General features: G+C 58.4%; 19 protein-coding genes. 5 read left to right on the top strand and 14 right to left on the bottom strand.

Annotation, left to right across the window (positions count from 1 at the left end):
- Positions 1-60: 60 nt before the first annotated feature.
- The 4 genes from murC to FC75_RS03790 all read right to left on the bottom strand — a co-directional run bounded on the left by murC (position 61) and on the right by FC75_RS03790 (position 4754).
- On the bottom strand, positions 61-1371 hold the full coding sequence (gene murC / locus FC75_RS03805) for a UDP-N-acetylmuramate--L-alanine ligase (RefSeq protein ID WP_056989167.1): 1311 nt from the start codon (positions 1369-1371) through the stop codon (positions 61-63).
- A 22-nt stretch (positions 1372-1393) separates the two neighbouring features.
- Positions 1394-3616 (bottom strand): DNA translocase FtsK, encoded by a 2223-nt coding sequence (locus FC75_RS12395; protein WP_082623093.1) that lies wholly within the window; start codon positions 3614-3616, stop codon positions 1394-1396.
- Between the two features lie 166 nt (positions 3617-3782).
- Complete coding sequence (ytpR, locus tag FC75_RS03795; RefSeq protein WP_056989166.1) at positions 3783-4415, bottom strand: YtpR family tRNA-binding protein; 633 nt, start codon at positions 4413-4415, stop codon at positions 3783-3785.
- A gap of 21 nt (positions 4416-4436) precedes the next feature.
- Complete coding sequence (locus tag FC75_RS03790) at positions 4437-4754, bottom strand: thioredoxin family protein (RefSeq protein ID WP_056989165.1); 318 nt, start codon at positions 4752-4754, stop codon at positions 4437-4439.
- A gap of 112 nt (positions 4755-4866) precedes the next feature.
- On the opposite strand from FC75_RS03790, the gene FC75_RS03785 reads away from it, so the two are divergent.
- Positions 4867-5169 (top strand): hypothetical protein, encoded by a 303-nt coding sequence (locus FC75_RS03785; RefSeq protein WP_054664966.1) that lies wholly within the window; start codon positions 4867-4869, stop codon positions 5167-5169.
- A 9-nt stretch (positions 5170-5178) separates the two neighbouring features.
- Here FC75_RS03785 and trmB read toward each other — a convergent pair whose 3' ends face one another.
- The 4 genes from trmB to FC75_RS03765 all read right to left on the bottom strand — a co-directional run bounded on the left by trmB (position 5179) and on the right by FC75_RS03765 (position 8699).
- Positions 5179-5844, bottom strand: coding sequence for a tRNA (guanosine(46)-N7)-methyltransferase TrmB (trmB, locus tag FC75_RS03780; protein WP_054664968.1), 666 nt, complete (start codon positions 5842-5844; stop codon positions 5179-5181).
- Between the two features lie 49 nt (positions 5845-5893).
- Positions 5894-6664: a phosphotransferase family protein gene (locus FC75_RS03775; RefSeq protein WP_056989164.1), complete on the bottom strand. Its 771-nt coding sequence runs from the start codon at positions 6662-6664 to the stop codon at positions 5894-5896.
- An 86-nt stretch (positions 6665-6750) separates the two neighbouring features.
- Positions 6751-7968, bottom strand: a complete 1218-nt coding sequence (locus FC75_RS03770) for an ABC transporter permease (protein WP_056989163.1) — start codon at positions 7966-7968, stop codon at positions 6751-6753.
- A complete protein-coding gene (locus FC75_RS03765; RefSeq protein WP_056989162.1) occupies positions 7968-8699 on the bottom strand; it encodes an ABC transporter ATP-binding protein in 732 nt (243 codons plus the stop codon). Before FC75_RS03765 ends, FC75_RS03770 begins: the two co-directional genes overlap by 1 nt.
- 86 nt (positions 8700-8785) lie before the next feature.
- On the opposite strand from FC75_RS03765, the gene FC75_RS03760 reads away from it, so the two are divergent.
- The 3 genes from FC75_RS03760 to FC75_RS03750 all read left to right on the top strand — a co-directional run bounded on the left by FC75_RS03760 (position 8786) and on the right by FC75_RS03750 (position 10637).
- Positions 8786-9217, top strand: coding sequence for an HIT family protein (locus FC75_RS03760; RefSeq protein ID WP_056989161.1), 432 nt, complete (start codon positions 8786-8788; stop codon positions 9215-9217).
- On the top strand, positions 9217-9618 hold the full coding sequence (locus tag FC75_RS03755) for a YtxH domain-containing protein (RefSeq protein WP_056989160.1): 402 nt from the start codon (positions 9217-9219) through the stop codon (positions 9616-9618). Before FC75_RS03760 ends, FC75_RS03755 begins: the two co-directional genes overlap by 1 nt.
- 107 nt (positions 9619-9725) lie before the next feature.
- Complete coding sequence (locus FC75_RS03750) at positions 9726-10637, top strand: peptidylprolyl isomerase (RefSeq protein ID WP_054664971.1); 912 nt, start codon at positions 9726-9728, stop codon at positions 10635-10637.
- Positions 10638-10735: 98 nt separating this feature from the next.
- Here the strand turns inward: FC75_RS03750 and FC75_RS03745 are convergent, their stop codons facing one another.
- The 4 genes from FC75_RS03745 to FC75_RS03730 all read right to left on the bottom strand — a co-directional run bounded on the left by FC75_RS03745 (position 10736) and on the right by FC75_RS03730 (position 16024).
- On the bottom strand, positions 10736-12373 hold the full coding sequence (locus tag FC75_RS03745; RefSeq protein ID WP_054664977.1) for a glycoside hydrolase family 13 protein: 1638 nt from the start codon (positions 12371-12373) through the stop codon (positions 10736-10738).
- 97 nt (positions 12374-12470) lie between these two features.
- Positions 12471-13439 (bottom strand): 3'-5' exoribonuclease YhaM family protein, encoded by a 969-nt coding sequence (locus tag FC75_RS03740; protein ID WP_056989159.1) that lies wholly within the window; start codon positions 13437-13439, stop codon positions 12471-12473.
- 92 nt (positions 13440-13531) lie between these two features.
- Positions 13532-13897, bottom strand: coding sequence for a YlbF family regulator (locus FC75_RS03735; protein WP_056989158.1), 366 nt, complete (start codon positions 13895-13897; stop codon positions 13532-13534).
- A 21-nt stretch (positions 13898-13918) separates the two neighbouring features.
- Entirely contained in the window at positions 13919-16024 is a 2106-nt protein-coding gene (locus FC75_RS03730) for a PBP1A family penicillin-binding protein (RefSeq protein WP_056989157.1), read from the bottom strand.
- 80 nt (positions 16025-16104) lie between these two features.
- Between FC75_RS03730 and FC75_RS03725 the strand changes: the two genes are divergently transcribed.
- Positions 16105-16935 (top strand): RluA family pseudouridine synthase, encoded by an 831-nt coding sequence (locus tag FC75_RS03725; protein ID WP_056989156.1) that lies wholly within the window; start codon positions 16105-16107, stop codon positions 16933-16935.
- 154 nt (positions 16936-17089) lie between these two features.
- Here FC75_RS03725 and FC75_RS03720 read toward each other — a convergent pair whose 3' ends face one another.
- Both FC75_RS03720 and argS read right to left on the bottom strand, forming a co-directional pair.
- Positions 17090-17545: an arginine repressor gene (locus FC75_RS03720; protein ID WP_054666333.1), complete on the bottom strand. Its 456-nt coding sequence runs from the start codon at positions 17543-17545 to the stop codon at positions 17090-17092.
- 12 nt (positions 17546-17557) lie between these two features.
- Positions 17558-19240, bottom strand: coding sequence for an arginine--tRNA ligase (argS, locus tag FC75_RS03715; protein ID WP_054666330.1), 1683 nt, complete (start codon positions 19238-19240; stop codon positions 17558-17560).
- Positions 19241-19247 lie beyond the last annotated feature (7 nt).

Below are 19247 nucleotides of genomic sequence, written 5' to 3'. Positions count from 1 at the left end.
CCGGTAAGAATCGAGGTGAAGCCTCAATTCTCACCGGAACTAATCTTAGATTGTTTAAGTTTACTTGTTCAGCAGGTCCTTAAAGGCGGTTTCGTACTTTTGCACGTCGCCAGCTCCCATGAAGACCAGCACACCGTCCTTGTGCGCAAGCAGCGGTGAGACGTCTTCCAGCTGCAGCACCTGCCCGCCCTTGGGAATCTTGGCCACCACATCCGCGGCCGAAACCGAGCCCGAGGATTCGCGCGCGGAGCTGAAGATCGGCGTGACAAAGACCGAATCAGCCGTGTTCAGGACCGCGGCAAACTCGTCCAGGTAAGCAATGGTCCGCGAGAAGGTGTGCGGCTGAAACACCGCCACGATTTCCTTGTCTGGGAACTTCTGACGCGCAGCGTCCAACGTCGCCTTGATTTCATTTGGATGATGCGCGTAGTCATCGATGATGACCGTGCCCTTGACGTCAGTCTCAGAAAAGCGCCGCTTGACGCCCTTGAAGCCGGCCAGTTCACGGGCGATGTAGTCGGGGTTGAGCCCCTCCGCGTCGCTGACCGCCACGACCGCCAGAGCATTCAGCACACTGTGCTCGCCAAACAGCGGCACGAAGAAGTGACCGATCTTTTGACCGTCATGGTAGGCGTCAAACCCTGAGCCCTCAGTCGTCCGCTCAACATTTTTGGCTTGATAATCGTCTTGGTCTGACAACCCGTAGTAGTAGATCGGCACCTTGGCGGTGAGCTTACGCAGCCACTTGTCGTCGCCCCAGGCAAAAATGGCCTTTTTGACCTGGCTGGCCTCGGTCTCGAACGCGTCGTACACGTCCTCGATGCCTGTGTAGTAATCTGGGTGATCGAAATCAATGTTCGTCGCAATGAGGTAGTCCGGGTGATAAGCCAGGAAGTGCCGACGATACTCGTCAGCCTCGAACACGAAGAACTTCGAGTCCTTGGTCCCTTTGCCGGTACCGTCACCAATCAGGTACGAAGTCTTGTCGATCCCGCTCAGCGTGTGCGCCAAAAGTCCTGTCGTGGAGGTCTTGCCGTGCGCGCCGGCGACGCCGATGCTGGTGTAGTTTTCCAGTAGCTTGCCAAGATACTCGTGGTAGCGGAAAAATGGCAAGCCTAGCTCCTTGGCACGCTGCACTTCAGGGTGCTCATCGGTGAAGCTGTTGCCACAGATGATGGTGTAACCCGGCTTGATGTTGTCCGCGTCAAACGGCAGCATCTTGATCCCGGCGGATTCGAGCCCGCGCTGGGTGAAGGTGAACTGCGTGATGTCAGAGCCGAGCACCGTGTGGCCCAAATCGTGAAGGATGAGTGCCAACGCACTCATCCCTGAACCTTTGATCCCGATAAAATAATCGATTTCCTCTGTCATTGTCTGTTTCTACCCTTTCAGCTTAGTCGGCGTCCTGAGGCGTCGGCAAATCTTCTTTGTTAATGTACACGTCGCGCGGCTTCGCGCCATTTTGCGCGGCAATGTAGTGGCGGTCGGTCAGCTCGTCGATGAGCTTAGCAGCGCGATTGTAGCCAATGCTGAACTGCCGCTGCAGGGCCGAGGTCGAGATTGTCTCAACCGTCGCCACATATTTTAGCACTTGTGGGAACAACTCGTCCTGCGCTTCGATGGCCTGCGCTTTTTTGACCAGTTGGTGCGGATCGAACAGGTACTGGGCAGGTTGCTGCCGGCGCACAAAGTCCGTGACCTGCTCCAGCTCCGAATCAATAAACGCGCCTTGCAGGCGAACCGGCTGACTGGCCCCGTTACCTAGGTACAGCATGTCCCCGCGACCCAGCAGATTTTCCGCCCCGGCATGGTCGATGATGGTGCGCGAGTCGACCTGACTGGCCACCATGAACGCGATGCGGGTCGGGATGTTGTTCTTGATCGTCCCGGTGATGACATCCACGCTCGGCCGCTGGGTGGCGACAATCAGGTGAATGCCTGCCGCCCGCGCCTTGGCCGTGATCCTCGCGATGTAGTCCTGAATCTCGCTGGCGGCCACCAGCATGAGATCAGCCAGCTCGTCGATGATCACGACAATGCTCGGCATGACCTGACTGTCTTTGCCGTGCGCCCGCGCCAGCGCGTTGAACTGCGCCAAACTCCGCGCGTGGGCCGCCGCCATTTTCTCGTACCGCCGCTCCATTTCGTCCACGACCCACTTAAGCGCCGCGCTGGCACTCTTGGGGTCGGAAACGACCGGCGCGACCAGGTGCGGCAAGCCATCGTAAACCGCCAACTCGACGGCTTTCGGATCGATCAGCAGCAGGCGCACCTGCTGCGGCGTCGCCTTATACAGCAGCGACGTGATCAGGCTGTTAATGAAGACAGATTTCCCGGCTCCGGTCGCACCAGCGATCAGACCATGCGGCATCTTGGCCAAGTTCGCCACAACGGGTTGGCCAAACAAATTGACTCCAAGCGCTACCGTGAGCGGTGACTTAGCCTCACGAAAAGCCGGCGCAGCAAGGATTTCCTTGAGCATGACGGGCCGCGGTTTCACATTCGGCACCTCAATGCCGACCGTGCTGTGGCCGGGAATCGGCGCCTCGATGCGAATATCGCGCGCCGCGAGCGCCAACTTCAAGTCATCCTGCAGGTGAGTGATCTTGCTGACCTTCACGCCTGGCGCTAATTTCAGCTGGTACTGAGTGACGGTCGGACCCACCGTGCTGGTCACCACGTGTGCGTCGACGTGAAAATTGGCCAGGGCCGCATCCAGCTGCTCGGTCTGCTTGGCCACCCACGCGCGCTGCGCCGCTGTATCGGCCTGAACCGGTTCTTTCAGCAGTGATAAAGGCGGCAGCTGATATGCAGCGGTCACTGCCGGCTGTTTGGCGGGTTTTGGCCCCGCCTCAGTTGCGGTCGGTCGTGCGGTTGGCCCATCAGTTCGCGGCGTTGCGCCTTTGGCCGAATGAACGGCCTGATGCGTCGCCAAAAACGTTCTGACGCTGCTGGCAACCGCACGCGGATCTGGCCGCGTGGATAGACGCCGCTGGGGTTTGGGAGCAGCTTGCCGAGCCGCCTGATGGTCAGTCAGTAGTTCAGAGACAGTGGCCGGCACACGGCCATCCGCGTCTTTGATCTGAACCAGCGGTGTCGTTTGGGCGAGCTCACGGTCGACCTCTTCCGGAGCGACATCACGCGTCGCTGACCGGATTGGTTGCTTCGAGGCTTCACCACTGCTGTCATGCGCAGCGGCCCGCACCGAAACCGATTTGACTGATTCAACGTTTGCTGCTGAGTCGGCAGTCGTGGGTCGGTCAGGCTCCGCAACCGGCTGGCCGACCTCAGCCGAAGCACTTGTCTGGACCTCCTCGCCTGACTCGGTTTCAGGTTGGGCCCAGTCCACGCCCGGCCGCCCGTCATCGAGAATGTACAGTCGGGCCGGATCGACGGTCAGTTGCTGCACGATTTGAGCGTAGTCCACGGTGTCGCCTTGGCGCTGCCAGGCCACACTATCAGGCGTGGCCAGCGCGTCCAGCGGCGCCACGGCCAAGTCATCCTGCGGGCTTTTGCCGGCTGGTTCATGTTGCCGCAGCCTGCGCGGCGGCAATGGATACGCCGCTGGTTTGGTCGTCTGTTGCCGGTGAAACACCGGTCCATCATAATGCGCCATACCTAAGCCCCTTTCCAATTACATTCACCGCCTATTTTAGCATACGCGCACGATAAATCCGCCGCCTGCGATGAAAACGAACGGCTTTATTTTCACGCCAAGGCGACGACTTTTCATCCGCCCGGTGCCAACAAAAAAAACGGCTCTCACACGAGAGTCGTTTGCCTCAGGCCTGCGCCGCAACCACGGCTTCAGCCTGCTTAAAATCAAACGGGGTGCCAGCCGGAATACTGTCTGGCATCAGCAAAATGCCGCGCTTGTCTGGGGCCCCGGGAATCCCCAGCTCTTTGGCTGAGCTCAGCATGCCGTCGCTTTCCACGCCCATCAGCTCGCCTGGCCAGATGATTTTACCATCCGGCATCATCGCACCCGGCAGCGCCGCCACGACGGTTTCACCCAAGGCCGCATTCGGCGCGCCGCACACGATCTGCTCCTGATGGCTGCCAAAGTCGACCTTAGTGATGTGCAGGTGGTCGGACTTCGGGTGCGCCTTGAAATCAATGATCTTGCCGATCACAAACTTCGGCGTCTCCGTCAGCGGCAGTGCCCCAGGCAGGCCGGCACCTGAGATGGCGGCGTTCAGCTGACTACGCTGCGCCTCGTCCAGTGTGACCTGACCGCGCCCTTTGACCGGCACAATGGCGCTCACGTGGAAGAAGTTGAACCCAAGCGCTTGCCCGTGCTGATCGTAGATGCCGGTGATTCCGGCGCTGGTTTTGACGACCTCGTCTTCCTGGTCTGGCGCGAGAACTGCAACCAGCGTGTCTCCCCACGCGGTTTGATTATAACTAGTGATCAAAAAAAGTTCCTCCCAAATGACCTAGGCCAGGCTGCTGATAAAGTCCTCTACCTGCTGCTTGGTCTTGCGGTCTTTATTCACAAAGCGGCCGATTTCCTTGCCGTCTTCGAACGCGATGAAACTCGGAATGCCCATCACGCCCATTTCCTGTGCGACCTTAATGTTATCATCGCGGTCCACCTTGATAAAGGTGTAGTCGGCAAAGTCCTGCTCGATTTCCGGCATCGCCGGCTTGATAAACGCGCAGTCGGGGCACCAGCCCGCCGTGAAAAACAGCATTTGCTTGCCTGGGCCCTTGGCGGCATCCAGTATTTCGGCATCAGATTTGAACTCTTTCATTTTATGCACTCCCTGCTAACTTTTAATAAGGACATTATACAAAGATTGACGCTGGATAGCAATGCATGGCGGGACTTTTTCGGCTATACTGAAAGCCAAAAGGAGTCACGCCATGAAAAAAACAACCGCACTGGCCGCCAGCGTTTTGGGTCTCAGCACGCTGGCCGCGGCCACCACTTACCTCAACCATGTTTACTGGCACAAGACACTGCCCAATCGCCTGTTCAAGCGGGTGCAGCGCGAACTGGCCGCACCCAGCACGATCACCGGCGGCTGGATCGACATGAACCCTGACGCCAGCCTCGTCGATGGCAAACTGCTGGCCAGCTACCGCGGCGGCGTCACCACCACCTCTGGCACCTTCCACTTCACGGTCGCCGAAACTGGCAAGCTGGTCACCCTCGACCGCATCTAACCGTTGCGCCTAGCGCGACGGCTTTTCTTTGCCTTCGGGAAACCGCGCGAGCAGCTCGTAGATCCGCCCACCGCGGCTGGCAAATTTGTGCTCGTACTCGGTTTCCACGTTGTCTTGGACCCGGCCGTCATGGTGCAGATCCAGCGCGACCAGCTCGAAAGTCATGCCAAAATTGTTCATGCTGACCAGCGAGTACTCGAAAAATCCCTGATTGTCGGTTTTAAACTGCAGCTGCCCGCCGGCCGGCAAAATGGCCTGGTACTGCGCTAGAAAAGTCTTGTAGGTCAGCCGCCGCTTTTCATGGCGGCTCTTCGGCCAGGGATCGGAGAAGTTCAAGTACAACCCCGTGATCTCCCCTGGCTCAAAATAGGTGGTCAGGTCTGCCCCGTCGCCCAAGATCAGCTGCAGGTTGGGCAGCTTCAGCGCCACCTGTTTGCGCAGGATGTAGGCGATGGCAACTTCCTGGATCTCCAGCGCAATGAAGTTCCGGTCCGGGTGCAGCTTGGCCATTTCCGTGATGAATTGGCCCTTGCCGGAGCCCACTTCCAAAAACAGCGGCTGCGGTTTTTCAAAGCGGGCCTGCCACTTGCCTGGCATCCCCTCCGGCCGCACGCTGAGGTATTCGGGGTGGGCGTCAATGAGCGGCGCCGCCCACGGCTTGTTCCTTAATCGCATAACGTTCTCCTTCTCATGGCAAGGACCGCGCAAACTGCGCGGTCCTTTTTCATTGCGCCAAGCTCAGCTGCTGGAGCTGAGTCAGCGCCTGATTCATTTCCGTGTAACGTTGCGCAGCGTACTGCGCCGCCACCTCGTGCAAAAGGTGAAGCCGGCCGTACCAAGTGATGCGCTGCAGCAGGTCTGAAGTCAGGCTGCTGCCATAGGCGCGCAGCCAGTCTTCCCACTGCGGCCGCGGCACGTAATTGATCAGGACCACGCTCAGATCAAAGGCGATGTCCCCGAGGCTGGCCTGATCCCAGTCCACCAGGTACAACTGCTGAGAATCAGACAAGAGCCAGTTCTTATGGTTCAAGTCACCGTGGCAGACGCGCATTGGCGCCGCGCCCGGCATGACCTGCAGGGCCGTGATTGTCGCCTGGACCAGCGGGTGCTGGCGCAGCGATGCGGGCAGGCTAGATGCGACCTGGTCAAACAGCTGGCGCGGCGTTTGCGGCGAACCGCCAACTTTTTTCAGCATTCGCCTTAGCAGCACCGAGTTGTGCACCTTGCCAAGCAGCTGCGCCACCATCGGACTATTCATTTGCGCGCGGGTCAGCGTGTGGCCATTGACCCAGTCCTGAGCGGTCAGGACGTCGCCGGTCGCAATGCGTTTGGTCCAGATCAGCTTAGGCGTGATGCCCTCGACAGATAAGGCCGCCAAAAAAGGGGACGCATTGCGTTTTAAAAAGAATTTCTCGTGGGCGTAGACGCCCATAAACGCACCACCGGTCGTGCCGCCTATTGGCTCCAGCGACCAGCCGGGTTCCAAATCGAACAATGCCGCTGCCTCCTTCGGCAGCCCCAATCACGGGACGAAATTTTAAAATCAGCTATAGACATCTTACAGAACCGGTGCGCCCCCGGTCAAGCCGGCATCAAGGGTTTTTTCCGCAGCCGCTGCGGCAGGTACCAAAAAGCGAACAGGACGGCTAAGACCAAGCCCCCGGCCCCAGCGCTCAAGGCAATCAGCCAGTGGCCCAGCACCAGCGGCCCGACCGTCAGCACCAGCGCAAACACGATCAGCAACACCGCGGTCAGGTGCTGAAACGCCGCCCGCTGCTGACTGGCCGGCACCGGATAAAGCCGCGCCATCACCATCTCCGAGTAAGCAAAGGCCAAGGGCAGCAGCTGAAAGCCGACAAGGTACACCAGCAGCGCTGCGACCAGGGCCGCCAGCCACCACACCTGGATCAGCGCGAGCACGACGGCGCCGACAACCACCAAGCGCACCCACAGGCCGAGGTAAGTCGTTTGGCGCAAAAAGCCGCGCAGGTACAGGTAGGACCAAGTGTGGGCAGGCGTTTTGCGCACCAGCGGCAGGAAAATGTCCAGCCACTTACGGCGATGCACACCGGAATTGAGTCCGGGCACGTCAGTGAATAAGTTGTAAAAGCGGTACAGCCGATCCATGCGCTTGGTTTCGCTGGCGTTCAGACTCAGCCAGTCCAGGGCAGCAGGCTGAAAGCGGGCCAACACCACCCAGCGAAACCCCAGATTCAGGGCCAAGGCGATCACCATGGCGTACGCCGGATGCAGAAACAGCCCCAAGGTCAGGGCGGCAAACCCGGCCCCAAAGAGCGGGAGCCGCGCGACCCAGGCCGGCCGCGAGACGCCGTAATGGTCGATCAGCTGCAGCCACAGGTCAAGGTCCTTGAATATCAGCAGCGTAAGGCCAAGGGTCACGCCACTGGACAGCGGATCGAAGTGCAGCACCATGAGCAGCGGCACGCTGGCCAAAGCGCTCAGCACCAGGACCGCGCCAGGCAGAAGCAGCGAGTACCGCCGCGCCTTAAACAGATACTGCGCAAAAGCGCTGGTTTGCGGCAGCAGGAACGTCGCGTCCGCTGGCTCGCTCAGGCTCGCCAGTTGACCAAAACTGAGCAGCAGCGTGAGGACCAGCGCCAGCGCCGGCCGCAGCCACCACGCCGGCATCAGCGCCTTGACCCACTGGCTGTACCCGTAAAGCAGCGCACCGAACAGAATCAACAAGATCAGCACAAAATGGTCATTGAAGACCAGCCGCAAGTATTTGAATTGTTCTTTTTGATGCCGCCTCAAGCGGCCTTGCCAAAGTTTGCGCATCAGCGTTCCTCCGTCATGGCCATGTAAATCGCATCCAGGCTGGCGTCGTCTGCAAGCTTGAAGTCCTGCCGCAGCTGCGCCATGTTGCCGGTGGCCCGGACTTGGCCACTGCGCAGCAGCACAAACTGGTCGGCGTACTGCTGAGCGGTAGCCAAAATGTGCGTGGACATCAGCACAGACGCGCCCGCCGCTTTTTTGGCCTGGACCAAATCCAGCAGGTCGTGCACGGCCAGCGGGTCCAACCCGGTGAAGGGTTCATCGATGATGTAAAGCTTGGCGTTGGTCATGAACGCCGCCACGATCATAACCTTCTGCTTCATGCCCTTGGAAAACTTGGCCGGAAACCAATCCAGCTTGTTGTCCAGGCGAAACTTCTTAAGCATTTCGTTGGCCTTTGCCCACGCGGCATCCTTGTCCAGCGCATAAGCCATCATGGTCAGCTCCAAGTGCTCGCGCAGCGTCAGCTTGGCGTACAGCACCGGCGTCTCGGGCACGTAGGCAATGGCTTGCCGATAGCCGTCAGGATCTTCGGCAAGGGTCTTATCATCGATCGTGATCTTGCCTTGCTGCGGCGTCAACAGCCCGATAATGTGCTTAATGGTCGTTGACTTGCCCGCCCCGTTTAGACCGATTAACCCAACAATACTCCCATCGGCCACCGTGAAATTCAAATCCTTGAGCACCTGCAGATTGCCGTACCCACCGGTGACGTGTTCTAGCGTCAGCGTCATGCCCAGCCTTCTTTCCTTCTACTCATAGTAATGGTTCTATGATAGCATGGAAGCAGATTAAACGTTGATGAAAGAGGGAAAAGAACATGGATGAAAACTGCATTTTTTGTAAAATCGTTGCCGGCCAGATTCCCAGCGTGAAAGTCTACGAGGACGACCAGGTCCTGGCGTTCTTGGACATTTCGCAGACCACGCCGGGCCACACGCTGCTGGTGCCCAAGAAGCACGTCGCGGATATTTTTGCCTACGACGAGCAGCTGGCCAAAGCGGTATTTTCACGCGTTCCAAAGCTGGCGCGGGCCATCAAGGCGTCAGACCCTCGCATCAAAGGCATGAACATTTTGAACAACAACGGTGAAGTGGCCTACCAAAGCGTCTTCCACTCCCACATTCACCTGGTACCGCGCTACTCACAGGATGATGACTTCTCGATCCACTTCGGCGACCACACCAAGGCCTACACGAATGACCAGCTGCAGGCCATCGCCCAAAAAATTCGCCAGGAGGTGCAAGACTAATGGCTAAATTCAAAACTGGCTTTCTACTCGGCGCACTTGCCGGCACCTGCTACGTCCTGCTGACCACGAAAAAAAGCGGTCCGGAACGCATTCAGTCCTTCGCCGACTACTCTAAGGACGTCACCGGCGCCACCGAGGACGTCCAGCACGCGGTCAAGCGGCTCGGCAGTGCCTTGGCCGACCTGCAAAAGGAAATCAAGGAAACGCTGCAGCCGACCGTCAAGGACATTACCGATGAGGTCACCGACTTCCAGTTCCAAACCGAAGCCCACAGTCAGGCGCTCCAGACCCAGCTCGACCAGATCGCCAGCACCATTGACGACATTAACCGCGATGCCAGCCAGGCCGACAAACCGGCGCCTGATCGCGCCGACGCCGCGGCCGACCAGCCCGCGGACTAGCCTCAGAAGTTTGAAGCTTCTGTGAATACCGCGCGTATCCGGGCGGTCTGTGGTATATTAGACCCCGTGTTGTAAATCAAATCACATTGAAAGTGGGCTGTTTATTTATGAAGAAATGGATCGCCGGTATCGCCGGTGTCTTGCTTGCCCTGACCTTGGCGGGTTGCTCAAGCGATAACGCCACAGTGGCCAACATGAAGGGCGCCAAAATCACCAAAGACGAGTACTACAACGAAATGAAGACCTCCAGCAGCGGCGGTGAAGACACCCTGCGGAACATGATCGTCACGAAAGCCTTGGAGCAGCAGTACCCAAAGGCCGGGACTGATAAACAGGTCGACAAGCAGTACAACAAGGTCAAGAAGTCGTACACCGACGCCGGTCAGGACTTCGACAGTGCGCTGGCCCAAAGCAACCTGACGACCAAGTCCTTCAAGGACCAGATCAAGACTTCCCTGCTTTCCGAAGCCGCGTTGAAAGACCTGAAGAAACCGACTCAGAAGCAGTTGGACAATCAATGGAAGAAGTACGAGCCAAAAATCACGGTTCAGCACATCCTCGTGGCCAAGGAATCGACTGCCAACGAGGTCTTAGCGGCCCTGAAAAAGGATAACTCGGCAGCAAACTTCAAGACCTTGGCCAAGAAGTACTCAACGGATACCGCCACTGCTTCAAACGCCGGCAAGCTGCCAGCCTTTGATAACACCGATACCAGCCTCGATTCCACCTTCAAGGCTGCGGCCTTCAAGCTGAAGAAGGCCGGCGACTACACCACCACCCCGGTCAAGACGAGTTACGGCTATCACATCATCCGCGCGGTCAAGATCCCGAAAAAGGGCAGTGAGCAGTCACACAAGAAGGAACTGACCGATCAGCTCTACACTTCTTGGGAAAGCGACAGCACCGTCATGAACGGGATCATCAAGAAGGTCCTGACCAAGGCGGATGTTTCAATCAAGGACAACGATTTGAAGAATGTCCTTTCCGTTTACCTCGGCTCAAGCAGTTCTGCTAAGTAGGCAAAAATCAATCCATGTCTCTCTTCGGAGAGGCATTTTTTTTGCGCAAAAAAGCCATCGGCGCAAACGCCGATGGCATTAATGACACTCATGATTGCTTACGCCAGGTAGACTTTGACCTCGTACGGCCGAAGCGTCTCCCCCAAATCGTCCGGGTAGTTGCTTTGCAGCAGCTCCCCAGCCGTGGCGGCGCAAGCGCGCGTGATGTTTTTCGCCGTCCAGTTGGCCACCAGGGTCAGCGTCTGGCCCTCGTAGTGCCGCTGATAGGCCCAGACCTTCTCGTCGTCTTCGGCCAGCGGCTGAAAGTCGCCGTACGTGATGATGGGATTCGCGGCCCGCAAGAGGTTCATCTGCCGGTAGAAGTTGAAGACCGAATTTTGGTCGCGGACTTCCTGATCGGCGTTAATGGTCACGTAGTTGGGGTTCACTTTGAGCCACGGGGTCACCCCCGCCGGCGTGAAGCCAGCGTTGGGCTTGGTGCCCCACTGCATCGGTGTGCGGGCGTTGTCGCGCGACCCGGCAGCGAGGCCGGCCAGCATTTGCGCTGGCGTCAGCGCCTTTTTTTCGTCGACCCACTCATGGTAGCCGTTCAGGCTTTCAATGTCGCGGTAGTCGCTGAGCTTGGTGAACGCCGCATTGTTGGTCATCCCCAGCTCCTCGCCTTGGTAAATGTACGGGGTGCCCTGCTGGTAGTGGAGCACCGCCCCCAGCATTTTGGCCGAACGCTCGCGGAACTCCGGCGAATCGTTGCCGAAGCGGGACACCACTCGCGGCTGATCGTGGTTGTTCCAGTACAGCGAATTCCAGGCCTGGCCATCCAGCCCCACCTGCCAGCGGTCCATGATTTTTTTCAGGGTGGACAGCTTGAACGGATGGTGTACCCACTTGCCGAATTTTGGATCCAGGTCCACGCCCATGTGCTGGAACTGGAAGATCATGTTGAGCTCATGCGTGTCAAACCCGGTGTAGTCGCGCGCCAATGCCGGCGTCGTGCCCGGCATTTCACCGACGGTCATGATGTCGTAGTGGCTCAGGACCTCCCGGTTCATTTCCTTCAGGTAGTCCTGCACCTGCGGCATGTTGATCGGCGACGGGGAAGCCGATGTGAAGATTTCCGGCTTGCCGATGAAGTTGATGACATCCATCCGGAACCCGTCGATGCCCTTGTCCAGCCAGAAGCGCATCAGGTCGTAAACGGATTGACGCACCGCCGGCAGCCGCCAGTTGAGGTCGGGCTGTTTTTTGGAAAACAGGTGCAGGTAGTACTGCTTGCGGGTCTCGTCGTACTGCCAGGCCGAGCCGGAGAAGCTCGACTCCCAGTCGTTTGGCGCGTGCCCATCGACCGGATCGACCCACAGGTAGTAATCGCTGTACGGATTGTTCCGGCTCTTGCGGCTTTCGACGAACCAGTGATGCTCGTCGCTGGTGTGGTTGACCACCAGATCCATCACGATCTTCAGCCCGCGGGCGTGCGCCGCGTTCAGCAGTTGGTCGAAGTCCTGCATCGTGCCGAAATCCGGATGAATGGCCTGGTAATCACTGATGTCATAACCGTTATCATCGTTGGGACTCGCGTAAATCGGGTTCAGCCAAATCACGTTGGCCCCGAGCTGCTTAATGTAGTCGAGGCGATCCCGAATGCCCCGCAGATCGCCGATGCCATCGCCATCACTGTCCTGAAACGACCGGGGATAAACCTGGTACACGACTGCTTCTTTCCACCATGCTTTTGCCATAAAGACCCTCCTCTTCGCAATGCACCTTTAGTATAGCGTTTTCGCCCGCGCCGACGCATAAAAAAACGCCGCCTTTTTCAAGGCGACGAGGCGTTAATTATTTCGGATCGGGATAGGTTTGACCGTTTTCGGGCCGGTAGAAGCGGCGGTTGTCCATCCCAAACAGCCGCTCCGTGAACGTGCCTGGGTCGACGTGCTGGTAAGCCGTGGTCAGCATGTTGATCTCGGCATCCAGCTCGTCCAGGTCATGCAGGATCTGCGCTTCCAAAAGCTCCGGGCGCACAGGCGAACCGTATTCAAGAAGACCATGGTGCGCCAGGATCATGTGGCGCAGCATGATCATGTCCTCCTGGTGGATGTCGATTTTCATATCGTTGGCCACGCGCACGATTTCCTCATCGACCAGGACGATGTGGCCGATCATGTTGCCTTCCATCGTGTAATCGGTCGACACGGCGGAGGACAGCTCCATGGTTTTGCCTAAGTCATGCAGAATCGCCCCGGCGTACAGCAGCGACTTGTTGACCGCCGGGTACTGGCCCGCGACGCTTTTGGCCAGACGCAGAATGCTGAGGGTGTGAAAGGCTAGCCCACCGGCGAAGGCGTGGTGATTCGACTTGGCGGCCGGATACGTCAAGAATTCCTGCTTATGGTCGGCCAATAGCCGGCGCACCACGCGATTCCAGTTGGCATTCGTGATCTGGAAGATAAAATCATTGAGCTCCTGGCCCATGTCGTCCTTGGACTCCGGCGCGTGCTCAACATAGTTCTCGGGGTCATTGCCCTCTTCCTGCGTCGCCAGCCGCATCGTGTAGATCTTAATCTGCGGCTTGCCCTGATACAGCTCGCGCTTGCCCGACAGCAGCACCACCACCCCGGGCTGGTACTGGGCGATGTCGTCCTCGGACGCATCCCAGAACTTGGCCGTGATGTGGCCAGACGGGTCCTGGAACGTGAACGCGATGAACTTCTTGCCGTTCTTCGCAATCCGCACCTCAGCCCCTTTGATCAGCAGCGCCAGCTTCATGTCCTGACCGTTTTCGTAATCAAAAATTTGCTTTGCCATATTTTCACCTTTTCTATGGAACGCCTGTCGCCTTATTTTACCGCTCACGGGCCCAAACGAAAAGCACGCCGAACTTGCGGCGTGCTTTGGGCTTACTTATCGGCTGGCTTTTGCGTGCTGTCTTGGTAAAGCTCGGCGATCGGCGTCGAAATGATCCGGTTGAGATCGTCCATCACCGTCGACATTGCCTGCTCCTTAGCCATCAAGTCCTTGATGGCGTCGATGTTTTGCATCTTTGAGGACAGGTCTTGAAGCGGCTTCACGTCCTCCTCAGTGACTTCCTGGCCGGCCGCCTGCTTTTGCTGCAGCGACATCTGCAGGTTCTGAAACTGCTGGAACAGGGCGTAACCCATCGTGTCGAGCTTGAGCATGTCGTAGCTCTTCTTCAAGTCCTGGAACTGCTGACTGCTCTTGAGATCTTCCGCGAGCTGATTTGCGCTATCGTATACGTTTGCCATGAGGCACCTCATTTGTTTAGATTAATTGCCTAACAATCCTTTGATGCCATTGTACCACTCCGACACCGTATTCTTGGCCGAGTCGACCCCATTTTGAATCCCATTTTGGATGGTGGACCACAGGTCGGCGCCGCCGTTGTCCGCATTCGGCGTCTGCAAGGTCGCCCGGGCACTGGCATCCGTGGTGTTGAACTTGGTCTGCGGCGTGGCCGGCAAAATGTTAGTCATCTCCTGCCGGTAGAGCTTCAGCGCCCCCTGTCCAGGCTGCAAGTAATGCGTGGCGTCGGTGTTCGCAAAGCCGGACCAGGTGGCGACCACGATGTCCGGCGTGTACCCGACGACCCAAGAGTCCTTTGCGCCCAGCCCATTGCCCCAGGTCTTCGGCGTTTCCACGGTGCCGGTTTTGCCGGCGATCGTGTAGCCGTATGGCTTAGCCGTTTGGCCGGTGCCTTCGTTGTAAACCCCGATCATCATGCTGGTCATTTCCGTGGCCACCGACTGCTTCATGATGCGCTTGCTCGACGGCTCGTTGTTGACGACCGTCTTCCCGGTAGCATCAACGATCTTGCGAATGAAGTGCGTCTGCGGCAGCGTGCCGCCGCTGGCGTAGGCCGAGTAGGCCCGCGCAAACGTCAGCGGCGAAAAGCCGGTGGAGACCCCGCCCAGGACTGCGCCCAAGTGGTGCTGATCCTTTTTCGGCAAATTGATGCCAAACCGGCTCAGGCTGGCAACCCCTTTGCTCATGCCGATCTGGTTCAGCAACCACACCGCCGGCGCGTTGGTTGAGTCGGCCAGCGCCTTGTACATCGGCATGGTGCCGGCGTAGATCCCGGTATCGTTGGTCGGCGTGTAATGGTCCTTGCCGTAGCTGATCTTCTTGTCGGTCAGTTCACTGTCGTAGGAATACCCGTTTTCCAGCGCTGGCGTGTAGGCCATCAGCGGTTTGAGGAGCGAGCCGGGCTGGCGCTGCAGCTGCGTGGCGTAGTTGAAACCAAGATAAACATGCGGGCCGCGCGAGCCCACTACCGCCAGCACCCCGCCGGTCTTCGGGTCGACGGCGACTGAGGCCGCCTGCGCCTTGGTGCCGTCGGCCGCGTTTTGAGGAAACACGTAGTCGTTGTCAAAGGCCGCCTGCATCTGGTCCTGGTACGTCGGGTTGAGCGTCGTGTAAATCCGGTACCCCTTGTTGACGATGTCGTCTTGAGAAATGCCGTCCTGTTTGTACGCCTCTTCGATGACCGAATCGAAAAAGTATGGATACTTCTGCTGATTGTCGGCGGTGTAAGTATCCTTCAGCGTCAGCGTCGTCGCCTTGGCCGCCTGCACTTGCGCCGCGGTCAGCTTGCCGTTATCCTGCTCGAGGCCCAGCACCAGGTTGCGCCGGGCAATGGCGTTATCCATGTGATCAATGGGGTTGTAAAAGCTGGGACTGCGCAGCATCGCGGCGAGCGTCGCGCCTTCGCCGGCGTTCAGCTGGCTGGCGTGCTTGCCAAAGTAACGCTGCGACGCGTCTTCCACGCCCCAGACCCCGTTGCCGAAGTAAGCGTTGTTCAGGTACATCGTCAGAATGTCGTTTTTAGAGTAAACTCGAGTCAGTTGCACGGCCAGAAAAATCTCCTGACCCTTGCGCAGAAACGTCTGCTTTTGAGATAGCAGGGTGTTTTTCGCCAGCTGCTGGGTGATGGTACTGCCGCCGCCGGTAATTTGGCCGTGGTGAATGACCAACCCAAGCGCCGCACGGGCAATCCCTTTAATGTCAAAACCGGGATTCGTGTAAAAACTGCGGTCCTCAGTGGAGATCACCGCATTTTGAATGTTGGGTGAGATTTGCGTAAGGGGCACGTACGTCCCTTTTTGCCCGTACAGCTTGCCCGCCTCGCGGTCATCCTCGTCGTAAAGCGTGGTCTTGGTCTGCAGGCTGCTCTTGATGTCTTGCACGTTGGCGGTTTTGGCCTTGTAGGTGAACCAGGTCGAAAAGGCAAGCGTGAGCGACAGCAAAATTAAAATCAGCCAGCGGATCACTTGGAACCGCCGGAAGAACCATGCGATCCCGTGTCCGGCCTTGGCTAGATACGGCCGCACGGCAGCCCAGAATGCTTTCAACTGGTGGTCCCCCTTTCCTAACATGTGACTAGTTTAGCATACGCGCAAAATCCCGGATTCGGCCTTGCGCCGGATTTTACGCAAATTACAGAAAGGAGCCTGTCATGCCACAGTTTGAACTTCACGCCATCGCTCAGGCCGCCCCGAATATCCGCGCGCTGCTTCACGCCTGGCAGGTGCCTAAGGCCTGGATCGCCAAGCTCCGCCGCACGCAAGGCGTCTTGATCGACGGCGCCTACCAAACGTTCAACCAACCCGTCGCCGCCGGTGCCCCAGTCACCTTGCGCTTCACGGCCCCAGCCACAGCCTACTACCGGCCCGAATTGCTGCCGCTGACAGTCGCCTACGAGGACGCCCAGCTGCTGATTGTCGTCAAACCCGCCGGTCAAAAACCGCACCCCAACCGGCCGGACGAAGGCGGCACCCTGATGAACGCAGCGGCGGGCTACCTCGCGCCGCGCCCGGTTTACATCACTCACAGGCTCGACATGCTGACCTCGGGCCTGACGATCATCGCCAAGGACCCGATCAGCCAGGGCATCATCAACCAACAGCTCGCCGCCAAAACCGCGGCCCGCACCTACACCGCGCTCGTTCCGCGCGGCCTGCCGCCCACCGGAAAGATCGAGGCGCCCATCGGCCAAGATCCGGCCGACCAGCGCAAGCGCATGGTGCGAAAAGACGGCCTGCGCGCCATCACCCATTACCGCGTGGTCGCGGAAGCAGGCGACGTCGCCCGGCTCGCGCTGACCCTGGAAACCGGCCGCACCCACCAGCTGCGCGTCCACCTGGCCCACTTGGGCTACCCGATCATCGGTGACCCCTTATATCACGGCCGCCCTGCGCCGCGCCTGATGCTCCACGCCAGCGCGCTGACGCTGATCAAGCCGCTGACTAACGAAAGCCTCAAGACATCTGCCCCTGCGCCATTTTGAGCCTCGCACCAGCGCAAGCCAAAATTCCTTAGTCGCGTTCCATCAAGCAACGCCCAAGCGCACAAACGCCTCTGCACCGCGATCCTAAGAACGAATCGCACTGCAGAGGCGCTTGTGCTTTGGGCTAAACCTGCTTGATGTCTCAGCCTTTGGCCTAGGAAATAAACGCTTTCTGGTACTGCGCGTTGAACCACTTCGCGCTGGCCTCATCGGGACTGATCACGACGATGGTGTCATGACCGGCCAGGGTCCCAACGACCTGGGCAAAACCGATGTCATCGATAATGGCCGCCATCAGATTCCCGTTACTGGGCAGCGTCTTGATCACATTCAAGAACTGCACCCGGGTGATGGACAGGCCGACTTCGCGCACGGAATTGCTCAGGCGCTCAAGCTGCGATTGCGAATCCCCGCGGAAAATGGTGTAGCGCAACTGCCCGCTGGCGTCTTGGGCCTTGACCACCTGCATCTCGCGAATGTCGCGGGAAATGGTCGCCTGCGTCGCTTCGATGCCCGCGACCTTGAGGGCCTCAAGCAGCTCGTCTTGCGTGGTGATCACCTGCGAGTTAATGATTTTGGCCAGGACCGCCTGGCGTTCCGATTTATTCATCGCTGCCTCCCGTTACATCTCGGCCGGCGCGCCCACACCCAGCGTGTGCAGCGCATCGGTCAGCACCGTCGACACCGCCTTGACCATGGCCAGCCGGGCTGGCAACTCGGCGTCGTCCACCAGCACCTTGACGTTCGCGTAGTACTGGTTGAAGGCCTTGGCCAACCGCAGGGCGTACTTGGCGATCACCGAAGGCTCATACTCCCGCAGCGCGCGGGCGATCACGTTCGGATAGTCACCTAGGGCCTTGAGAACGGGCCAGGCCGCAGGGTCGGTCAGCGCTACTTCAGCGACCGGCTTTTGATCCGTTTTCTTCAAAATGCTGTTGGCGCGGGCGTTGGTGTACTGAACATACGGCCCAGTCTCGCCTTCAAACCGGACGACTTCCTCCAAGTTGAAGTCGAAGTTGTCAAGCCGCTCGTTCTTCAGGTCGTGGAAGACCACGGCACCGACGCCGACCTCGTGCGCGACCTGCTCGGCATTCTCCAAGTCAGGGTGCTTTTCGGCAATTTGCTTCTTGGCCAGCACCACCGCGTCCTTCAGCACCTTTTCCAGCAGGATGATGTTGCCTTTGCGCGTCGACAGCTTCTTGCCGTTAGCCGTGATCAGCCCAAACGGAATGTGGTGAATGTCATCCGCCCAATCATAACCCATTTCCTTCAAAACGGCCTTGAGCTGCTGGAAGTGTTCGCGCTGCTCGTTGCCGACCACGTACAGGCTTTGGACAAAGTGGTACTGGTCGTGGCGGTAGATGGCCGCCGCCAGGTCACGGGTCATGTAGAGCGTCGCGCCGTCTGACTTGCGGATCAGCGCCGGGTTCAGGTCGTACTTGCTCAGGTCCACAATTTCGGCGCCTTGGCTTTCCTTCAGCAGTCCCTTTTGCTCGAGCGCGTCGGTCACCGCGTCCATTTTATCGTTGTAAAAGGCCTCACCCTTATACGAGTCGAATTCGATGCCCAGCTCTTTGTAAATGCGCTTGAACTCCTTGAGCGACTCCTCGCGGAACCAAGACCAGAGCTGGTGCACCTCGGGATCGCCGTCTTCCAGCTGCTTGAAGACCGCGCGGGCCTCCTCATCCAGCTCCGGCTGCGTCTCGGCTTCTTTGTGAAACCGAACGTAATACTGAACCAGGTAGTGGATCGGGTCGCGCTTGACGTCTTCCTCAGAGCCCCACTTGCGGTACGCCACGATGAGTTTGCCGAACTGGGTGCCCCAGTCGCCAAGGTGGTTGATTTTGATTGGCGTGTAGCCGGTTTTGGTCAAAATATTGGCCAGCGCGTTACCGATCACGGTCGAGCGTAAGTGCCCCATGCTCATGGGCTTGGCGATGTTAGGGCTGGACATGTCGATCGGCACGTTGCCGCTGCCCAGCTGCTGGTCACCATAGTGCAACGGCTCCTTGGCAATGGTGGTCAGCACCGTGTTAGCAAAGCTGACCTTGTCTAAGAAGAAATTAATGTAGGCACCCTTCACTTCAACTTTTTCAAACGGGGTCGCGTCGATCTTGCCGGCCAGCGTCGTGGCGATTTGCTGCGGCGCCTGGTGAAAGACCTTCGCCAGCGCAAAGGTAGGAAACGCGTAGTCTCCCATTTTGTCGTCTTTAGGGGTTTCGACCAGCTTGGTGATGGCCGCCTCGGTCAGCGTGTCACCGATTGCCAAATGCAAGGCCTTGATCACTTCTTGTTTAAAATCCATCTTGTGC

The organism is Lacticaseibacillus camelliae DSM 22697 = JCM 13995 (assembly GCF_001436615.1).
Lineage (GTDB): Bacteria > Bacillota > Bacilli > Lactobacillales > Lactobacillaceae > Lacticaseibacillus > Lacticaseibacillus camelliae.
The sequence above is the reverse complement of the archived record's forward strand: the minus strand, read 5'-3'. Positions and strand labels throughout refer to the sequence as shown.

Bases quoted from the DNA above. Each gene is read 5' to 3' on its own strand.
- murC (WP_056989167.1), bottom strand. From the start codon at position 1,371: ATGACAGAGGAAATCGATTATTTTATCGGGATCAAAGGTTCAGGGATG.
- FC75_RS12395 (WP_082623093.1), bottom strand. From the start codon at position 3,616: ATGGCGCATTATGATGGACCGGTGTTTCACCGGCAACAGACGACCAAA.
- FC75_RS03790 (WP_056989165.1), bottom strand. From the start codon at position 4,754: ATGAAAGAGTTCAAATCTGATGCCGAAATACTGGATGCCGCCAAGGGC.
- FC75_RS03785 (WP_054664966.1), top strand. From the start codon at position 4,867: ATGAAAAAAACAACCGCACTGGCCGCCAGCGTTTTGGGTCTCAGCACG.
- trmB (WP_054664968.1), bottom strand. From the start codon at position 5,844: ATGCGATTAAGGAACAAGCCGTGGGCGGCGCCGCTCATTGACGCCCAC.
- FC75_RS03770 (WP_056989163.1), bottom strand. From the start codon at position 7,968: ATGCGCAAACTTTGGCAAGGCCGCTTGAGGCGGCATCAAAAAGAACAA.
- FC75_RS03765 (WP_056989162.1), bottom strand. From the start codon at position 8,699: ATGACGCTGACGCTAGAACACGTCACCGGTGGGTACGGCAATCTGCAG.
- FC75_RS03760 (WP_056989161.1), top strand. From the start codon at position 8,786: ATGGATGAAAACTGCATTTTTTGTAAAATCGTTGCCGGCCAGATTCCC.
- FC75_RS03755 (WP_056989160.1), top strand. From the start codon at position 9,217: ATGGCTAAATTCAAAACTGGCTTTCTACTCGGCGCACTTGCCGGCACC.
- FC75_RS03750 (WP_054664971.1), top strand. From the start codon at position 9,726: ATGAAGAAATGGATCGCCGGTATCGCCGGTGTCTTGCTTGCCCTGACC.
- FC75_RS03745 (WP_054664977.1), bottom strand. From the start codon at position 12,373: ATGGCAAAAGCATGGTGGAAAGAAGCAGTCGTGTACCAGGTTTATCCC.
- FC75_RS03740 (WP_056989159.1), bottom strand. From the start codon at position 13,439: ATGGCAAAGCAAATTTTTGATTACGAAAACGGTCAGGACATGAAGCTG.
- FC75_RS03735 (WP_056989158.1), bottom strand. From the start codon at position 13,897: ATGGCAAACGTATACGATAGCGCAAATCAGCTCGCGGAAGATCTCAAG.
- FC75_RS03730 (WP_056989157.1), bottom strand. From the start codon at position 16,024: ATGTTAGGAAAGGGGGACCACCAGTTGAAAGCATTCTGGGCTGCCGTG.
- FC75_RS03725 (WP_056989156.1), top strand. From the start codon at position 16,105: ATGCCACAGTTTGAACTTCACGCCATCGCTCAGGCCGCCCCGAATATC.
- FC75_RS03720 (WP_054666333.1), bottom strand. From the start codon at position 17,545: ATGAATAAATCGGAACGCCAGGCGGTCCTGGCCAAAATCATTAACTCG.
- argS (WP_054666330.1), bottom strand. From the start codon at position 19,240: ATGGATTTTAAACAAGAAGTGATCAAGGCCTTGCATTTGGCAATCGGT.